We start from the raw sequence: 16899 nt of genomic DNA, 5'->3' as shown, positions 1-16899 counted from the left end.
CCGTCGGCCCTGACCATGACAAATGCCATTCCAGCGGCGATCGTGCCACGGCCATCACCGATGCAGGCGCCGTGTCCCTCGATCGGACGCACAACGCGGTCCGACAGTTGCCGCCCGGTATGTCCATGCGGTACGACTGCACCTCACAACGACTGGGGGCGTCGCGACGATGACTGGCTGGCTGCGGGTCGACACAGGAGCACTGGCTGACTCCGGGTCACGCCTGGCCTCGCAGGCATCCGCATTCGACGGGATCTCCGCCGCGTCGGTCGCCTCCGGCCATGACGACTACGGGCACGCCGCGCTGGCGAACGCGACCGGCCAACTCGCGACCCGCTGGGCCATCGGGCTCGAAGCGCTCGCCACGGACGTCAGGGCGGCAGGCACAGCTCTCACGCAGGCCGCCGCGGCATTCGAGGACGTTGACGCCCAGGCCGCCAGAGCCGCAAGGAACTTGGCGCGGTGACCTCTGCCTCGATGCTCGGCCCCTCACTCGCTTCCACGTCTGATCCCACACTCCTCATCCCCGGCGACCCGCAGGCGCTCCGCGCCGACGCGCGCCGAATCGACACGCTGGCCCAGGACCTCACCTGGGCCTCGAGCGCCGTCGCAGGCACCAATTTGGGCGACTGGACCGGTCAGGCGCAGACCGCTTTCGCCGCCGCCCAGGGAGACCTGAGCACACGCCTCGCTGTCGCAGGAACCGCACTGGGCGAGGCCGCCTACGCGCTGCGCGGGCACGCCGACATCCTCGAGTACTCCCAGACCCGGGCCCGCCAACTCGCCCGGCAATGGCGCACCGCGCCCTGCGTCCCGGCCACCGGGCTGCTGCCGACTCTCGCGCCCGAGCAGATCCGCGCCCAAGCCGAGCTCGAGCGTCTACGCGTCGACGTCAATGCCGCCGCCCGAGCCGCCGCGGCCGTCGTCGAGGCCGCCACGAGGGACGCGCCCATCGACCCCACATTCTGGAACCAGGTCGGATACCACCTTTCAGAGTTCGGGCAGGGCGCATGGGGAGCCGTCCGCGACCTCGGCATCCTCGTGTGGGAGCAGAACAGCTTCCGGTTCCTCTGGGACCCCTACGGCGCCGTCGAGGCGAAGAGGTCCCTCATCGAGGGCCTGTGGACCTCCCTGCACGACCCGAAGCAGTTCGCCAAGGACCTGATCGACTGGGACACCTGGCACACCAGCCCAGCACGCGCGCTCGGCACCCTCGCACCCGACGCGATCATCGCGATCTTCACCGCCGGCGCCGGCGCGGCCGCCGTCCGTGGCGCACGCGCCGGGGCCACCATCAGCACCCGGGCGGCCGTGACGGGCGCGGTGCGGTCGGGCACCCGCTCGCTGGTGCAGAACTCCGCGCTGGTGTCCGCCTCCCGCTCCCTGAGCCAATCAGTGTCTGGGTTCTGGAACGGGCGGATGCTCGCCAGCGGACTTCCCAGCGACGCAGGTCAGATCCGCTTCTGGCCGGTCACGCCGGACGCCTCTGCGCGACGCCTCCTCCAGGTCGACGAGATCGCCAAGCGCTTCCCCGACAAGGCCCTGCGCGTCGAGGTGTCCGGACAGCGACTTGGGTGGAACAAGGAACTACACCGCCCCGCACCCAACAGCGTGTACGTCGTCGACGGGCGCAACGTGTACGTCACCGACCACCTCGGCCGGGTCGACCACGTCGAAGGGCGGTGGGAGCCGACCAACTCTGTTGACGCGAAGGCGAGCCGCAACAACTATCAACAACGCATCGCTGGCGGAACGGACCGGTTGCCAGATGATGTCGGAGGACACCTGATCGCCGCGAGTGGAGGCGGGGCAGGTGAGGGCATCAACCTGGTGCCGTTGCATAAGCTCATCAACGGTGGTGGCGGCGATTATGGCGGAATGGAGGCCCAAATTCGCTCGATCGCGGCAGCGAACCCAGGGGCGCACATCGATCTGAGGATCGACCTTGAGTATCCAACCGACTCTTTGCGTCCCGACTCAATGGATATCGACGTCCTCGTCGACGGGCAGAAGGCCGGAAAGGTACTGTTCGAGCAATGACAACCGTGCCCGCACCTGACGACCTCCAAGCCCTTGGCGCTGGACTCGCTTCTATCGCCCCCGGCGGGTGGGCGAGTGTGACCCTCACCTATCAGCGAGTAGGACCTACTGCTACGTATGACATCGTCGCGCTGACCCAGGCAGGCGAGGTGACGGTCGACGCCAAGATCCCGCGGGACGTGAGAATAGTTCTCGGAGGGCTTCGCGAACGTATGTACCACCCCGGGGTGGGAACCTGGTACACGGCCGCCGTCACGGTTTATGCGGACGGTCGTATCGAGACCAATTTTGACTATGACAATGAGCCGGCCTACCCGTTCGCGCCACTGTCGTGGGCCGCGGATGCGGAACGCTATCCCCGTGCAGCCGAAATGACTCCGGGCTGGTTGACGGCAAAGGCGGAACACCCCGCATGGGCGGGCCTGCGGATGCAGGTCGACTTCACCGCTGGCGGTGAGCCCATCTCCGCGGGGGCGCACGTCGATGCGACTACCACCGCCCAGGGGCACGAGTGGTCTCACGCGATCGCCAACCGGCTGCGAGCGGCGGGACACGCCGTGCGCGAGGCGACTAGCGAGGGCGAGGACGGGCAAGGCAACCCGGCCGCCTACGACGAAGTGCTGGTCGACGTCGGCGGCTACCTGTCCCTCGCCTTTTTCCGGGACATGATCTTCTGGTGGGTCGACGTGGCACCGGATCAGGCGGACAGCGAGATCGTGACGCGGGCGGTGCGGGATGTCGCGCGCACGGTTCAAGAGGTGTCCGGGTGGGCTCTGTGCTCAGGCCAGCTCAACTCATATGAACGGCGGGTTCTCGGTCTCGGCGCATGACGAGTCGACCACGTTGCGACGACGCCGAGCTACCCGCGTGACCATCGGCATGCTGATCGCGGAGATCGCGTGCGCGCGAATGGGTGTCCTGGGGGTCGAGGCTCGGTCAGCGAGAGAAGCGGCGAAGTCGGCAGGCCCAGTAACGCAGAACGCCCAATCCGGGCGAGGGCGTTCGAAGTAGGGAGAGCCACCGCGGACCCGCGTTTCGTTCGTTCGAGGACATCCCGCGAACCCACAGCGATTCGCCACGTGCTCGTCGCGCGAATCGCCAGTGGACCGAGGGCAACTCGCCTAGTCTGCTGATCTCGGCGTCTTGTTCCCCGCGGACCGGCGGCGGTGAACACCACCTAGGACTTCGGCGCTCAAGTGCGGCGACCCGGGCTGGTCAACTGCGAACGGTGGACGTGCGGCGGCAGCCGGTGAGTGTTGGGGGGCGCGGCATGAACTGGAACCCGTCGGTCACGGTCGAGGGAGACCGTGACTCGGTGTGGGTGTCCGCGTCCGACGTGGAGAGCACCAGCCCCTGCGGGCAGTTCCTGTCGCTCAAGGTACGCAGACATGCCTACGTCAGCGGCTGGCGCCGCCTGTGGGCGGCCCGGACCGTCCCAGACCGGTTCGCTCTCAAGCACGTGCGTGACATCGTCCGCTCGCTCGGCTCGCCCATCGTTCACAGCCCGAGCGAGATCGGTGCCGCCATCGCCCGTGCGTTCGACTCGCGCCCGGTGGTGCGCCAGCTGCGGCCGTGGGTTGAGCACGCCGTGTGGAACGTGGTCGACGCGCGCGACTCGATCGAGGCGACTAGCGGTCCGCTTCACCTGATCAAGTCGGACCCGGAGGTCGGGCAGCAAGGGCGCTCGCTGTCAGTGTGGGCTGATGTGTATGACGGGGACAACGGCCTGCGCCAGGTACATCGCCTTCGGGTGAAGTCAGCGCACCCGGCAGCATTCGACGGGGTGGATCCCTGGTCCGCGACGGCTGCGGGGATCGCGGCGACGATCCGTGGACGCGCAGCGCCCGCGCGCATCCAGGTCGTCGAGATCGGCCTGCTCGACGGCTCGACCGCGGTCACATTCGACGGTGACGTCGCCGCTGCCAAGGCTGCGTACGCCTGCTACGGGCAGCCACGGGCGCGTGCGCTGTGCGACGCAGACCACGTCCAGGCGTCTCGCTCTTGCGGTGACTGCAAGGCTGCCGGAGTCTGCCCCGGCCTGCTCGATCTCGACGGGTTCCTCGGTCAAGACAGTCGCGGGGTCGAGAGCAGAGCGGTGTCGCCGACGGACCTGCGCACCTACCAGGCGTGCCCCGCCCAGTGGATGATGACCGCGGCGGGTGTGCCTCGCGAGGACACAGGCTCCCCCGCAGCGGACCGCGGGCGTGCGGTGCACACCTGGTTGCGCGCTGCTCATGCCCGCGGGGTGCCGTGCACCGCGGCGGACCTCCCGTCGACGTTGGGTCGGGCGATGATCGGCACCGAGACGCTGAACCGTGAGGACTACGCCGTCGCGCGACCGTTCCTGATGCGGCACGTCGGCTGCTGCCCCCTGGCGGCGGTTCCGTCACCGCGCGTTCTTGCGATCGAGGAGTCGTTGCGGGGGTACGACCACGACGCCGAGGTGGTCGTCGCGCTCGCGCCTGACCTGGTGTACTCCGACGGCTCGTCGCTGATCCTTCGTGAGGTCAAGACCACCGAGATGCCTCCGGGCTCCGCAAACGAGGCGTTCGACGCGCACCTTCAGGTGCCCTTCGCGCTTCGAGCACTCGCGAGCGGGCTCGCCGAGCATCATGGCTTCGACCGCGGAGTCGTCGAGCTCGAGGTCCTCACGGTCGATGACGCGCGGGTTTGGTCCTGGAGCACGGACGACGACGAGACGATGATGCTCGCGGAGTCCCAGCTCGAAACGGTCGCCGAGCCGTGGCACAACGACACCGACTGGCTGACCACGCCGTCGCCAGCCTGTACGTGGTGTCCAGTGCGCCGGTGGTGCCTAGACCGAGACGTCTGGGCGAATGGCCTAGGCACCCTCCCGGGATCAGGGGCGGCTAGCGCCGCAACGTTCTGATCCGCCGACAGCTAGGAAAGGTGACCGTGTCGACCCCGAAGCCCGTATCGCCGGCGGACATTCCGCGCCGTCGCCTCCCGCAGATTCCCGTACGACCGGCGTCGGCCGCGCCGGTGAGCGTGCGGTACGAGGTAGCGAGCAGCATCCCGCGGCGTGGGTGGCAAGACTCAAGCGTGTGGATCGACACCGGTGTGTTCCTGTTCGCCGGTACCTACGGGGACACACTCGACCGGCTTCGTACCCACTACGCTAACCGCGCCTACCTCGGACCGAAGGTCGACCGTGAGGTCCGCGGGTTCGCGCGGGACGCGCCCGCGGTGGATGCACCCGAGGACGAGCACGCGCGGTACCAAGCCGCGACAGCCGCGATCAACGCTCTGCTGCTCGGACCCACAGCGCTGCAGGTCCAGCGACTCACTGACCACGAGCTTCCGCTCATCGAGCCCATCAAGCAGCAGCTGGCAGCGATGTCGAACACCAACGCCAAGAAGAGTCACGGCGGCGAAGCCGAACTGATCGTCTTGGCTTCGCGGGCGGCCAATGACCGCCCGGACCGGCGCAACGTCCTGCTTACGAACGACGCCGCGGCCAGTGTCGTCGCGGGCAGGCGACACCTTCCGTCACGTCACGGAGGAGACATGCTCGCCGAACTCGCGTGCTCCGATGCGTCGCTCGACTGCGACAGCTGTTGGGCGCGGTTTCAGGCTGGACATGCCATCTCCGGGATTCCCACGAACGCCAGACAGCGCGGTCGGGACGACTTCACTTGCCGTCGTACCGAGGGCGAGTGTCAGGACTGCGCCGTCACGGGCGACTGACTCAAGACCGGACCGGCTCCAGCCAGCCGGCGGACGCGAGATCCGACGCGGTGGATTCGACGTCTCGGTCGAGGACTTCCGCGACGAACCGAACCGAGACGTGCCCATGACCGAACGCCTGCACGGCGCGCTCGGTCAGCATCGGAGAACCTGACGGGAGGTGCTCAGAACCGCACATCATCGACCACTGCTCGGTCAGGCCGGCACGCTCGATGCTCTCCCGCACCGACAGGTTCATGACGTCAGCCAGGGCAGCCTCGGCCGCGTGCCGCTCTTCAATCAGCGATCTGACGAGTGCGCGCCTGCTGATACCCCAACGCAGCATCAAGTCGGGGACGGCTCGCAGCCACCGTTCGCTCATGGAGCGCGGACCAAGACCGCGGGTAGTCACCTCGTTCCTGAGCGCCGCTGAAGGAAGTAGGAGCTCGCGAGCGAAGGATTCCGCGCGGGCCTCCTCCATGGCATCGGGTTCCTCGAGGTGGTCGAAGATCACCTGTCCGGCGTCGTCGAACAAGGCGTGGCAGAGCTCGTGCGCGAGGGTGTACCGCTGCATCGGCCAGGTTCCTCGCGTCGAGATCACGATCACCCGGCGGACCGATCCGCTTCGCTGGTCGCGGACGTTCATGCCGTGTAGGCCCTCGGGCAGCTCCTGGAAGATGACTGGGAAACCGTACGACTCCACGAGCCCGACGAGGTCGGACACCGGGTCGCGACCCAGCTTGCGGGAACGGCGGATGCGGTCCGCGCTGTCCCGCCCGGCACGCTTGCCGTACGAGTGCGTGCTCATCGGCGGGTGCGCCTCGCGGGCCGCCGGGCCGAGAACGGCGTCGAGGACATCCATGTGCGACAGCACGCGGTCTGCGAACGACAAGGCTGCTTCGGGTGTCTGCTCCCGATCGCCGACTAGACCAAGCCGCAACGAAACGCCGAGGTGACCCGCGACGGGAACATCCCCGGTCAGCACGGGGATCGGGACATCCAGGATGTCTGACGCCGCGACGATGTCGGATGCGTCCAGGGTGAAGGTGCCGTCACAAACGTCCTCGAACGTGATGCTCGCGGGGAGGCCGAGCTCTCTGACGAAGCTGGCCGGGTCGACCGACACCTGCGCGACCAACGTCGCCAGGCGCTCGCCGATGCTCTCGTTGCTGCTCATTTCCTCCTGCCGTGTGATTTCGTGTAGGCACCGGTTGGGGTGCGGAGCGCGCGTGCGGTGCGTCCGCACACCGGGCACTCGTGTCACGTCTTGTCGACAGTACCGGCACCCATCCACACGCGATGCGCGAACGGCGGGCGAGCTCTCGTCGCCGTCTCACCACGACGGTGAGCACCGAGGCCGGCTGATCTTCGAAGGTTGGCGTTCAGCCTGGCAGCGGTGTTGGCACCGCGGGCTGCCCTCGCTCGGTAGAGCAGCCCCGCCCACTTGCAGGCGAATGGGCTCCGGCCGTGGTCCCGAGTGCGCTGGAGGTGTGTACTACGGCGCGGCCGCCGCGTCGCCGACGGCGAGGGCTGACGACTACCGCGACCTGCTCGAGGGACTGCACCTTCCAGCCGCGCCCAAGACCGTCGTCAGCGACAAGGACGAAGCCATCGCGGCTGCTGTTCGTCAGATGTGGCCGGACGGCTCACCGGACGCGCCGTTCGCCTTCTCGTGCGAGCACCACCTGCGCTTGAGGGCGCAGAGCGCGCTCGCGAAGGACAAGGCAGATGCGGGTCGGGGACGCTGGATGCGTCGCCTGGACACGGCGTTCCGGCGGACTGAGGGCTGGGAGGAGTTCGTCGCCGTCGCAGGTGAGCTCGGTGCAGCGGCTGCGTGGGTCGCCGAGCACGGTCCGGCCATTGCTGTCCAGGTGGCGCGTCGCCACGAGCTGCCGCCGCACCGATCGACGGCCGGTGCAGAGGCGGCCGCTGCGCGGTTGCGCAAGATATTCGAGGCTCGGTCGTTCGCGCTACGCAACGCGCGCCGCACCAACCTCCTGCTCGGCCTCGCGCGGCTGCACCTGAACAACGCGGACGACGTTCAGACCTACCACCGCATCCTGCGTGAACATGCCGAAGCCAACGGCGGCTCGGCCGCCCGACGACAGCGAACAGGCAGGGACAACTACGCACCCGGCGCCACCCGTGCGACACCGTCGCTGCGCGTCCCCGTCGCGGTCACGGCTCGTCCGCCATCCTGACGCTGCTGGGTGTGTCCCGATTGCCCGGGCCGAGCGCGTGGGCACCACACCGGGTGTTGAACCGCCCAGGCTTCCTTGGAGGCTCTCGCTAGCGGACACACGATCCGACCGCTCTCGGTCAGTCCGGTGCGCAGACGTAGAGCTGGAGCGCCGCATCAGAGGTGAAAGGGGCACGAGACCAGTCGCCGAAGCGTTCAACGACTCGCAGACCACCGAGCGAGAGCAGCAGCGGCAGCTCCTGGGGGAAGATGCTCCTCATCTCAAGAGGCGCGACGACGAAGTCGGGCTCGGCGTCGGTCGAGAAGAACCACGTCCCGCGCGTGACCTGCGCAGCCGCGTCGTATGTCTCCTCGACATCGACCTGAACGACGCCGCGATCCGGATCCACGAACGACAACGTGTCGCGCCCGCGTCGCACGCCGTCGGCCTCGGCGAGCATGCGCACGCTCGGGTTGAACACGTCGAAGACGAGCCGCCCACCCGGTGCCAGGTGTCGTCGCACCGATCGGAAACACTCCACAAGGTCGTCAGCCTCATGAAGATGGAGCAGTGAGTTGGCGGCGATGAACACGAGGTCGAACGTCCGACGCAGGTCGAACTCGCGCATGTCGCCCAGCAGCCACTCCACCACCACTCCGCGCTCGTCCGCCTTGCGCCGAGCCTCGGCAAGCATCTCCGGCGAGAGCTCCAGGCCCGTGCTCGGATGGCCGTCAGACGCGATCGGGATCAACTTGCGCCCGGTCCCCGACCCGAGTTCCAGGACACTGCCGCCCTGCCGGTCAGCCTCGGCACGGTAGAAGGAGAGGGGCTGCTCGCTTCCGGGGAACAGCCGGTCGTACAGCTTGGCATCCGAGTAGAACTGCTCGCTCATGTAGTTCCGTCCTCCCTGGGCATCCACGGTTCACCAACTGTGCCCGAGCCTGCGCGAGCGGCAGCAGTGTTTGTCTGAACGCACGCCCTCGAACCATCCGCATCACACTGGAATCCAATGGGGGGCGCGCGCGAGCCACGGCCACGACGTCCTCGCGGAACTCCTTCGGACGGGGTCTGGGCACGTTCGACATCCTCTCAGCGGCGGCTGTCGGCACCACAGGTCAAGGTGTCACCTACTCGTGCAGCAGACCCAGATGACCGAGTCGCGTGCCCACAGGCTGGAGCCGTCGGGTCGAGTCTGTTCAGAGGTACGCAGGGAGGCTCGCAAACAGGGCGGTGTCGGACGCTTATCTGCGCGCGCCGGCGCGTGATGACGACCGTCGGTCAGCGCGCTCGGCGCCGCGCAGTGACGAACACGTACGACGCGTCACGGCGCGCGTTCCGGCGGGCGCCGATCCACGGAACGATCCCGGCGACCGCGCCGATGGCAGCGCCCGCGAGTCCAGGCACGCCGCCAGCGGCACCGACGATGAGACCTGCCATTCCGAGGGCGGCTGGAGTGAGCGCGGAGTAGGCGCGCTCGGTGCGCAACTTGCGATCCAGGATCGCGGACGAGTGGTCAAGCTCGTCGGTCAGTTCTTGGATCGCTTTGGTCTGCCCAGCCAGATCCGGCGCGCTTCTGACTGCCAGCTGCACTCGCCCTCGCAGGTCGTGCACGGCCTCATCCTCGTCGAGGATCTTCGCTAGGTCCTTCGACTCCAGGCTGCGCAAGATGGGAACGTCTGCCCAGACGCCGGCGGAGGCGGGACCTGGTGCGAAGGTTGGGTTACGTCGGCGCAGTAACCGGGCTTCGAACGGCGAAGCCGCGACGTATTCGGCTCCAACGAGGTCGGCAACGACGAGACGTTCGGCGGTGCGCTGCACGTAGGCGCGAACGGCGTCGTTGACGGTCTGTGTGATCCATGGCCGGTAGTCGTGCTGAGGGTCGAAATGCCCGAGCATTCGTGTTTGGAAGTGGCCTTCGTCGTCGACGCTACCGGGTACCAGGTGCGCGTAGAGCCACATATGTGGATGGTGCTCGAAGTCGTCTTTGGCGTTCACGAACAGCGCTTCACGCGCGGTGGGCCCTTCGATCACGAGCTGGTCGCGGATGAATTCCGTCAGTTCGGCGTTTGCGAGGTCGAGGCGGGCGGCTTCGTAGGCGGCTTCGCCTCCGGTGGCCAGTGCAGGGCCGGACGGCACCGAGATGACACGGCCAGTTCGGATCAGACCCTCGCGGAGCAGCTCGTCGCGGGCGAGGTGTCTTAGTGCGGCGTTGGTCGTGCGGCGGGAGGCGGCCGCGATGAGCCTGTCGGGAGTGAGGACGTGGTCTGCGAGCAGGATGGTCCGACCGATGAACGTCGTCGGGTCGAGTTCCTCGTTCCACAGCAGAGTCGAAGCAGTCAAGGCCAGAGTCCCCACGGTCTGCCAGGCGAGCAGCGCCGCTTGCGCGACGCCCTCGCGCAGTTCCGGTCGGACTTCGTCGGTGTTGTCGGGCAGCCGAGAGAGGCGGTGCAGCAACTCGATGCGCAACCGTCCGAGGTCTCGGACCGACAGCGCGGGCTCTTCCATCGGGAACGTGGCGATGGCGTGCTCGACGTAGCTCACTGGGGAAGGCCGGGGCTCTGACGGCGCAGCGGGCATCGTGATCGGGGTGCCCGCCGGCATGGCGTTCGACAGGGCGCCTATAGCGAGGCTGACTCGTGGGCTCAGGTAGATCGCGTCTTCGGGGTCGGGCGGTGTCGGGTCGCCTGGCTGAGACTGCGGGGTGGTCCAGCGCTTGTGGCACAGCCGGTAAGTCCTGCCCGAACCGCACCAGCACGGTTCCTGACGTCCGAATGGGGCGAGAGGGTCCACGCAGGCACGGTATCCGTCGCGGACTCAGCGCGGCAGCCAACGTCAGTCCCAGCTTCGATCCCGTCTCAACAGGAGGGGCTGCGGACCAGTCCTGTGGACCACGAGCGTTGCGGACGAGAGCATCTACGATCGGCATGCCACCAACCCGGGAGATGCCGATGTCACGTCTTGCAACTCTGATCGACCAGGCGGCCGATGGCTCGCGGTCGCTCTCCGACGTCATCCGTCAGGTCAAGATCCTCGCCGCGAGAATCGGTGACGACACGCTCGCCCGGTGGGCCACCAACGAGCTCAACGGCTACGGGCAGGATCAGGACCTTCCGGAGTACCGCGCTCGGCGGCACCTGCCGGCTCGTGGCACGTGGTCTGGCCCGGGTGGCTTGAGCGTCCCGGGCCAGGTGTCACCCGCGGGCATTGCCGAGGACTTCCTGACGATATTCTCGACCGAGTTCCGCGAGCCTGTGGCCGAGCTCGAGCGGTTGAGCACTGGCGACCGCGACCCGATGATCAAGTGGGACCCGTACCAGGTGAACGAGTACGACCGGCGTACGCGTAACGGAGAGGGCGGCGCTCGAATCGAGCTGCTCGTGCTCTCTGAGGCGTGGCTCGTGGTTCCACGGACGATGCTCGCCGGAATCCTCGACAAGATCCGAACTCGAGTGCTGGACCTAGCCCTGGCTCTCGAAGACGTCGCCCCAGACGCTGGCGAACCAGGGGGTCCGACCGTTGCGGATCATCAGCTCGGCTCGGTCGTGCAGACGTTCAACATCACTGTCAACGGCGATGGTGCCAACATCGCCACCGGCGAAGGCGCGCGGCAGCGTTCGACCGTGAAGAAGGGTGACCTCGCGGACCTGGTTCGCGCGGCCCGCGAACTCGGTTTGAGCGCCGAGCACGCCACCGAGTTCGGTGCCGCGGTCCAGGCGGACGGCGGTGTAGTCGGAGCGCGCACCAGGACCTTCGTGGAGAGAGTCCGAGTCGGTGCGATCGCTCTCGCAGGTGACGTCGCCGCGAACGTCGCCGCGTCAGGTCTTCTCGAACTCGTCGCTGGTTTCTCGGGCTGACCACCCAGCCTGTACACAACACCACCTCCAGCCTGTACAAGGCACCTGACCAGATATGACGTACCAACTGGTCAGAGAGTTAGCGGAACAAGCCACGTGGGCTTGTTCGTCTAGGACAGGCAGAGCAGTTCAGGTAACCCCTGGTCGGAGTGACTCCGGCCAGGGGTTTCTTGTTTGTGGGCCTGACCTGCGGTTTTACTAGCACGCTGGCGTGCTCAGGTGCTGACGCGTGGGTCCGATGGCGCTTGCGGGCGCATGCCGGTGAGCCCGCTGACCGTGGTGGTCAGCGGGCTGTGCTGGTGGTGCTGTTCAGTTCGTGCGGGTGGTGCCCCCGCCGCCTGTGAGGTCTAGCCGGGCTGGTCGGGCGGAGAGTCCGCGGTGGTGTCGCGGTTGGCTGATGCGGCGTCGGGCTCCACGCATCGTGTGCCAGTCGCGGCGGATATTCATGCCGCGGTGGGTCCGGAGCTCGGAGTTGAGCGCTTCGATCGCGGTACGTCGCCCGTAGGACGCGGCCCAGTCCGTCGTGCCGAATAGCTCGTCCTGACGTTCGCGGGCGTAGTCGTCGAAGGACACGGTGACGGTCTTGCTGCACCCGCACGGGACGACGGTCTTCCCGGTGGTCGGTTCGGTGTACGCCGCCTTGCAGGTGGTGGTCGGGCGGTCGTAGCCCAGGCGCATCGACTCGGGGTTGTTGACGCACCAGGCGGCGCAACTGAGAGCACGCTGGCTCGGGAATCTCTCCCGTACTTCCACATAGGGGTCTGGAAGACGGGATGCTACGACCCAGCTTCGCGCATTTTCCTTGGGCCAGCGAACGGCGAGGTGACTACCGTTATCCGTGGAGCGAGTCCGAAGTACATCAGCAACCTGAAGGCGAGCCTCACCATGAGGGTCACGTTCGATGCGTCCGTCGATGCCGCCTACATCTATCTTGTCGACGAGATCACCGCTGGCGGTGTTGCCCGAACGGTTCCCGTCGACCCTCGTGAGATCGATGGCATGATCAATCTTGACTTCGACGCAGAGGGTCGGCTATTGGGAATCGAGGTTCTCGAAGCGAGCCGCTTCCTCAGTCCGAAACTCCTCCGGGACCGCTCGATTTGAAGCAATCGTCCGAGCGTCGGGTGAGCGCGTGCACCTGCACCGTCCGGTCGAGGCGCGAGGGCGTGCGCGCAAGTTCGTTCGTCGCACGAGCGGACGAGTCGGCGTCGGTCCGCGAAGTCGTCCTGCGCACCTAACGAGAGCATCTTGGTGCGATCGCATTCGCAGGCGACGTCGTCGCGAACGTCGCGGCAACGGGACTCCTCGAGCTCGTCGCTGGGTACCTCGGGGTCTCCGCCTCTGGCGCGGCCCTCGCGCGCGAAATGCTCCGCGTGTCGTTCGGTGACGCTCTGGAGAACTCGATGGACCTTCCGGAGGTTGACGCTTTCTTCTACGGGGTGCCAATTCGGGGTGGTCGACAACTCATCGTCGGGCGCGATGGCTCAGTGCTCTTCGGTGTCTCAGCGCTTTCGCTGGGGCAGATGGTCGAGGCATTCGCTGCGGGGCGCCGCACGGACCGTTCGCTCTTCGAATCCGAGTGACACTTGACCTGCCGTCGCGGGAGAACTCGGCGGCCGGGGGCTGTTCGCCCGTCGCTTCACCTCGGCGCCGTGGGCTGCGGAGGCGAGTCCGCTGACGATCTGCTCAGCGCTGCGAGACCCCAGCCGAGCGTGAGCAGTGCCCGCACGAGGAGCGTGGCGGCCACGAGCAGCACGAGCGCTGTCACATCCGGGGCGTTGGTCCACGCCAGCGCGAGCGGCAGAGGGCCGCCCAGCACCAGCATCCCGAGCCCGACGAACACCGCGCCGAGCACGGCGGCCGCCCCCATCACGTCGGCTGTGACGGCGCGCACGACGCCGGGCCGGCCGCTGCGCTGCACGCGACGGCGCACCGAACTCCGGCGTCGCGCGAACCCGACGACAAGCGTGAGCACGACCAGCGCGGCGACGCCCGTGACGACCGCGTACGTCCGGTCGAACGTGTCCTCGACGGCCGGCGCGGGCTGGCCAGCGAGCACCTGTGTCCCGGCGCGGGACGCAGCCCCGGCGTTGACGAGGATTCCGTTCCGCGCGGTCAGCACGACGAGCCCGCGATCGAGATCCGGCAGGAGCGCGATCGAGGAGTGGAACCCGGTCACGTCGCCGTCATGCGCGACGAGGGCGTGGCCGTTGAGAAGGCCCAGCCCCCAGCCGAACCCGTACGCGTCCGTGGAGGCCGCCGCGACGTCGGGCGGGGTCGTCGCCTGGACGCTGTGCATGAGCCGCAGGCCCTCGGCGGACACGATGCGGGCGCCGTCCCACGTCCCGTCTCCGAGCTGGAACTGCAGGTAATGCGCCATGTCCTCGGCGGTGGAGATGAGGAAGCCGTCCGCCAGCGCGCCGGGGGCCTCGACCGGTTCCTGCCCGACGTCGTGCCCGAACCAGACGGTCGACGCGTCAGGCAAGCCGTCCGCCCGTGCTGCGGCCATCGAGGTGTGGCTGTGGTCCATGCCGAGCGGGGCGAAGATCCGCTCCTCGACGTACGACGCGAAGGACATGCCCGACACCTCCTCGACGATCCGGCCGAGGATCGCGTAGTTGAGGTTCGAGTACGCGAACCGCCCGCCCGGCGCGGTGTCGAGTTGCACATCGGCGGCGGCCTGGACCCGCTCGACGAGCGGCGTGCCGGGGCTGACGGCGATGGCCAGCCCGGCCGAGGTCGGCAGCCCGCTTGTCTGCGCGAGCAGGTGGCGCACCGTCATCACCGCGCCCGGCGTCGCGACCTCGAACCCCGGCAGGTACTGGGTCACGGGCGCGTCGAGCTCGACGAGGCCGCCGTCGACGAGTTGGGTCACGGCGAGCGCGGTGAACGACTTGCTCGTCGAGCCGAGCACGAACGGGGTCTGCGGGCTGGTGCTGGCTCCGACAGAGCCGGTCAGCACCGCCCCGTCGTCGAGGACGGCGAATGCGGCGGCGGGGACGTGCGCCGCCTCGAGCTGGGCCCGCACGGCATCGGCGGCGCGCTGTCCTGCCGAGCCGGACGTCAAGGGCTGTCCGCGATCCGGCTCCTGCGCGTCGGCTTGGGCGCCCGGCGTCAGCCCGACGACCGCGAGGGTGACGAGCGCGAGCGTCGGCCCGATGCGCATTCCGACGCCCCGCCACAGTGCTTCCACCCGCTCGCCCTTCGACCCGGCCATGTCCGCCCTCTCGCTGTGTGACACCTTTCCGTCCAGTGTCTGAGCGGGCGACTCCTGACACAGTGGGCCTGGGCCCCCGGTTTCGGATGGTCCGCGCCGGCGATGCGACGGGGGCGGGATGGACGCGCGAGGGCACAGGGTCGACCTGCTGCTGACCCTCGTGCGCGACAGCTCACGCCTCTTCATGCGCGCGCTCGAGGCTCTCGTGTTGCTCGCGGCGGTGCTGGGCGCCGCTGCGCTGACCCCCGTGTGGGTCGGCGTCCCGCTCTTGCTCGCCGTCGCCGACGTGGTGCGCGTGCGGGCCGACTCTGAGCGGGCGCGGGCTCGGGAGCACCTGCGCGTCCACCTGCCCCCGCCGTCGTCGACGCCATCGGCCGGCTCTGTCCACACTCGTCTCGCCGCGCGGGTCGCCGATCCGGGGGCACGACGCGAGCTGCTCTGGCTGACGTACCAGGCGACTGTCGGGGTGCTGGTCACCGCGCTGTCTGTGCTCGAGTGCGTGACGCACCTCGTGCTGTGGTGGCTGCCGGGCCCGTATGCGCTGACCCTGCACAGCCGGTGCTCGGTGCGCCTGCTGCGTCCGCCAGGAGCGGGGCTCGAGGAGCGTGTGAGCGAGTTGACCCGCTGGCGCGCACTCACGGTCGACAGCCAGGCGGCGGAGTTGCGCCGCATCGAGCGTGACCTCCACGACGGCGCCCAGGCACGACTGATCGCCCTGTCCCTGCACCTCGGGATGGCGGATGCGATGTTCGACACCGCCCCGGACGAGGCGCGGCGCCTGGTGTTCGAGGCGCGCGACATGAGCGGGGACATCCTCACCGGGCTCCGCGATCTCGTGCGCGGCATCTACCCGCCCGTGCTCTCGGAGCGTGGCCTCGGCGACGCCGTGCGCGCGCTCGCGCTGTCCATGCCCGTCCCCGTCGACGTTGAGGTGGACCTCCCGCCGCGGAGGCTCTCCGCGGCGCTCGAGTCAGCGGCGTACTTCGCGGTCTCCGAGACGCTGACGAACGCCGTGAAGCACGCCGACGCGACGCTCGTGCAGGTCAGCCTCCGGATCGACGCACAGGTGCTGCGCATCCGGGTCGTCGACGACGGCATCGGAGGAGTCGACCCCCGCGCCGGGACGGGGTTGGTGGGCCTGCGGCACCGCCTGCAGGCCTTCGATGGCGCACTGAGCATCCACAGCCCTGTGGGTGGCCCCACCGAGATCCTCATGGAGGCGCCGTGCGAGTCGTCCTAGCGGAGGACCTGGCGCTGCTGCGCGACGGTCTGACGCGGCTCCTGACGGCGTCCGGCTGCGATGTCGTGGCCGTGGGCGACGGGCCGTCGCTGCGGCGCGCGCTCGCCGAGCAGGAGCCCGATCTCGCGGTTGTCGACGTGCGGCTGCCTCCGTCGTTCACCGACGAGGGCCTGCGCGCCGCGATCGAGGCTCGGGGCCGCCGGCCGGGGATGCCGGTCCTGGTGCTCTCCCAATACGTGGAGGCGCTGTACGCGCGCGAGCTCCTCGCCGACGGGCGGGGCGGGGTCGGCTACCTGCTCAAGGACCGGGTCGCCGACATCGAGACGTTCGTCGGCGCCGCGCGCACCGTCGCCGGGGGAGGGACGGTCATGGATCCGCAGGTGGTGGAGCAGATGCTCGCCGTCCAGGCCCCGGGTGGCGTCGTCTCCCGGCTCTCGCCGCGTGAGCTCGAGGTGCTCGAGCTCATGGCGCAGGGGCGGAGCAACGCGGCGATCGCCGAGAAGCTGTTCGTCGCCGAGAAGTCGGTCAGCAAGTTCAGCAGCGGCATCTTCACGAAACTCGGGTTGGAGCTCTCCGACGATGACAACCGGCGCGTGCTCGCCGTGCTCGCGTTCCTGCAGGCCCCGCAGGGCGCCCGCGCACCGCGCCGCACGGGGGTCTGACGCGGCGCCATCGCGGTCA

Annotated in this window: 15 protein-coding genes and 1 pseudogene; 10 read left to right on the top strand and 6 right to left on the bottom strand. The window is 68.5% G+C overall.

Annotated elements, in window-relative coordinates; genetic code table 11:
* Nucleotides 1-169: 169 nt before the first annotated feature.
* The 5 genes from QUV83_RS10200 to QUV83_RS10180 all read left to right on the top strand — a co-directional run bounded on the left by QUV83_RS10200 (nt 170) and on the right by QUV83_RS10180 (nt 5748).
* The gene (locus tag QUV83_RS10200) at nt 170-466 is read left to right on the top strand and encodes a hypothetical protein (protein WP_289564392.1); all 297 of its coding nucleotides are present in this window, start codon (nt 170-172) and stop codon (nt 464-466) included.
* Nucleotides 467-477: 11 nt separating this feature from the next.
* Nucleotides 478-2040, top strand: coding sequence for a DNA/RNA non-specific endonuclease (locus tag QUV83_RS10195; protein WP_354003936.1), 1563 nt, complete (start codon nt 478-480; stop codon nt 2038-2040).
* 77 nt (nt 2041-2117) lie between these two features.
* On the top strand, nt 2118-2870 hold the full coding sequence (locus QUV83_RS10190) for a hypothetical protein (protein ID WP_289564389.1): 753 nt from the start codon (nt 2118-2120) through the stop codon (nt 2868-2870).
* 398 nt (nt 2871-3268) lie between these two features.
* Nucleotides 3269-4930: a PD-(D/E)XK nuclease family protein gene (locus QUV83_RS10185; RefSeq protein WP_289564387.1), complete on the top strand. Its 1662-nt coding sequence runs from the start codon at nt 3269-3271 to the stop codon at nt 4928-4930.
* A 173-nt stretch (nt 4931-5103) separates the two neighbouring features.
* Nucleotides 5104-5748: a hypothetical protein gene (locus QUV83_RS10180; protein ID WP_289564385.1), complete on the top strand. Its 645-nt coding sequence runs from the start codon at nt 5104-5106 to the stop codon at nt 5746-5748.
* A 1-nt stretch (nt 5749) separates the two neighbouring features.
* Here QUV83_RS10180 and QUV83_RS10175 read toward each other — a convergent pair whose 3' ends face one another.
* Nucleotides 5750-6904 carry an ImmA/IrrE family metallo-endopeptidase gene (locus tag QUV83_RS10175; RefSeq protein ID WP_289564383.1) on the bottom strand — a complete coding sequence of 385 codons (1155 nt, stop codon included), beginning with the start codon at nt 6902-6904 and terminating at the stop codon, nt 5750-5752.
* A 313-nt stretch (nt 6905-7217) separates the two neighbouring features.
* Between QUV83_RS10175 and QUV83_RS10170 the strand changes: the two genes are divergently transcribed.
* The gene (locus QUV83_RS10170; protein WP_289564381.1) at nt 7218-7928 is read left to right on the top strand and encodes a hypothetical protein; all 711 of its coding nucleotides are present in this window, start codon (nt 7218-7220) and stop codon (nt 7926-7928) included.
* A gap of 118 nt (nt 7929-8046) precedes the next feature.
* Here the strand turns inward: QUV83_RS10170 and QUV83_RS10165 are convergent, their stop codons facing one another.
* The 3 genes and pseudogenes from QUV83_RS10165 to QUV83_RS17670 form a co-directional block, all read right to left on the bottom strand.
* Nucleotides 8047-8799 (bottom strand): class I SAM-dependent methyltransferase, encoded by a 753-nt coding sequence (locus tag QUV83_RS10165; RefSeq protein WP_289564379.1) that lies wholly within the window; start codon nt 8797-8799, stop codon nt 8047-8049.
* Nucleotides 8800-9185: 386 nt separating this feature from the next.
* Nucleotides 9186-10448: a hypothetical protein gene (locus QUV83_RS10160; protein ID WP_289564377.1), complete on the bottom strand. Its 1263-nt coding sequence runs from the start codon at nt 10446-10448 to the stop codon at nt 9186-9188.
* 171 nt (nt 10449-10619) lie between these two features.
* A pseudogene (locus QUV83_RS17670) lies at nt 10620-10697 on the bottom strand (SEC-C metal-binding domain-containing protein); the annotation flags it as partial.
* Nucleotides 10698-10855: 158 nt separating this feature from the next.
* On the opposite strand from QUV83_RS17670, the gene QUV83_RS10155 reads away from it, so the two are divergent.
* Nucleotides 10856-11761, top strand: a complete 906-nt coding sequence (locus QUV83_RS10155; RefSeq protein WP_289564375.1) for a hypothetical protein — start codon at nt 10856-10858, stop codon at nt 11759-11761.
* Between the two features lie 309 nt (nt 11762-12070).
* Here the strand turns inward: QUV83_RS10155 and QUV83_RS10150 are convergent, their stop codons facing one another.
* Nucleotides 12071-12439: a hypothetical protein gene (locus QUV83_RS10150; protein WP_289564374.1), complete on the bottom strand. Its 369-nt coding sequence runs from the start codon at nt 12437-12439 to the stop codon at nt 12071-12073.
* Nucleotides 12440-12646: 207 nt separating this feature from the next.
* Here QUV83_RS10150 and QUV83_RS10145 point away from each other — a divergent pair, with 207 nt between their 5' ends.
* Nucleotides 12647-12865 (top strand): DUF2283 domain-containing protein, encoded by a 219-nt coding sequence (locus QUV83_RS10145; protein ID WP_289564372.1) that lies wholly within the window; start codon nt 12647-12649, stop codon nt 12863-12865.
* 535 nt (nt 12866-13400) lie between these two features.
* On the opposite strand, the gene QUV83_RS10140 is transcribed toward QUV83_RS10145, so the two are convergent.
* The gene (locus QUV83_RS10140; protein ID WP_289564370.1) at nt 13401-14978 is read right to left on the bottom strand and encodes a serine hydrolase domain-containing protein; all 1578 of its coding nucleotides are present in this window, start codon (nt 14976-14978) and stop codon (nt 13401-13403) included.
* A gap of 118 nt (nt 14979-15096) precedes the next feature.
* Between QUV83_RS10140 and QUV83_RS10135 the strand changes: the two genes are divergently transcribed.
* Both QUV83_RS10135 and QUV83_RS10130 read left to right on the top strand, forming a co-directional pair.
* Nucleotides 15097-16218: a sensor histidine kinase gene (locus QUV83_RS10135; protein WP_289564368.1), complete on the top strand. Its 1122-nt coding sequence runs from the start codon at nt 15097-15099 to the stop codon at nt 16216-16218.
* Entirely contained in the window at nt 16203-16880 is a 678-nt protein-coding gene (locus tag QUV83_RS10130; RefSeq protein ID WP_289564366.1) for a LuxR C-terminal-related transcriptional regulator, read from the top strand. Before QUV83_RS10135 ends, QUV83_RS10130 begins: the two co-directional genes overlap by 16 nt.
* The last annotated feature ends 19 nt before the right edge of the window (nt 16881-16899 follow it).

Origin of the sequence: Cellulomonas cellasea, from assembly GCF_030372105.1 — a bacterium.
Classification (GTDB): domain Bacteria; phylum Actinomycetota; class Actinomycetes; order Actinomycetales; family Cellulomonadaceae; genus Cellulomonas_A; species Cellulomonas_A cellasea_A.
Note: the sequence above shows the minus strand (reverse complement) of the source record. Positions and strands in the feature narration are given on the sequence as shown.

What these genes read in the sequence shown, in the direction of transcription:
- QUV83_RS10140 (WP_289564370.1), bottom strand. Translation starts at nt 14,978, where the DNA reads ATGGCCGGGTCGAAGGGCGAGCGGGTGGAAGCACTGTGGCGGGGCGTC.
- QUV83_RS10195 (WP_354003936.1), top strand. Translation starts at nt 478, where the DNA reads ATGCTCGGCCCCTCACTCGCTTCCACGTCTGATCCCACACTCCTCATC.
- QUV83_RS10165 (WP_289564379.1), bottom strand. Translation starts at nt 8,799, where the DNA reads ATGAGCGAGCAGTTCTACTCGGATGCCAAGCTGTACGACCGGCTGTTC.
- QUV83_RS10175 (WP_289564383.1), bottom strand. Translation starts at nt 6,904, where the DNA reads ATGAGCAGCAACGAGAGCATCGGCGAGCGCCTGGCGACGTTGGTCGCG.
- QUV83_RS10200 (WP_289564392.1), top strand. Translation starts at nt 170, where the DNA reads ATGACTGGCTGGCTGCGGGTCGACACAGGAGCACTGGCTGACTCCGGG.
- QUV83_RS10155 (WP_289564375.1), top strand. Translation starts at nt 10,856, where the DNA reads ATGTCACGTCTTGCAACTCTGATCGACCAGGCGGCCGATGGCTCGCGG.
- QUV83_RS10145 (WP_289564372.1), top strand. Translation starts at nt 12,647, where the DNA reads ATGAGGGTCACGTTCGATGCGTCCGTCGATGCCGCCTACATCTATCTT.
- QUV83_RS10150 (WP_289564374.1), bottom strand. Translation starts at nt 12,439, where the DNA reads ATGCGCCTGGGCTACGACCGCCCGACCACCACCTGCAAGGCGGCGTAC.
- QUV83_RS10135 (WP_289564368.1), top strand. Translation starts at nt 15,097, where the DNA reads ATGGACGCGCGAGGGCACAGGGTCGACCTGCTGCTGACCCTCGTGCGC.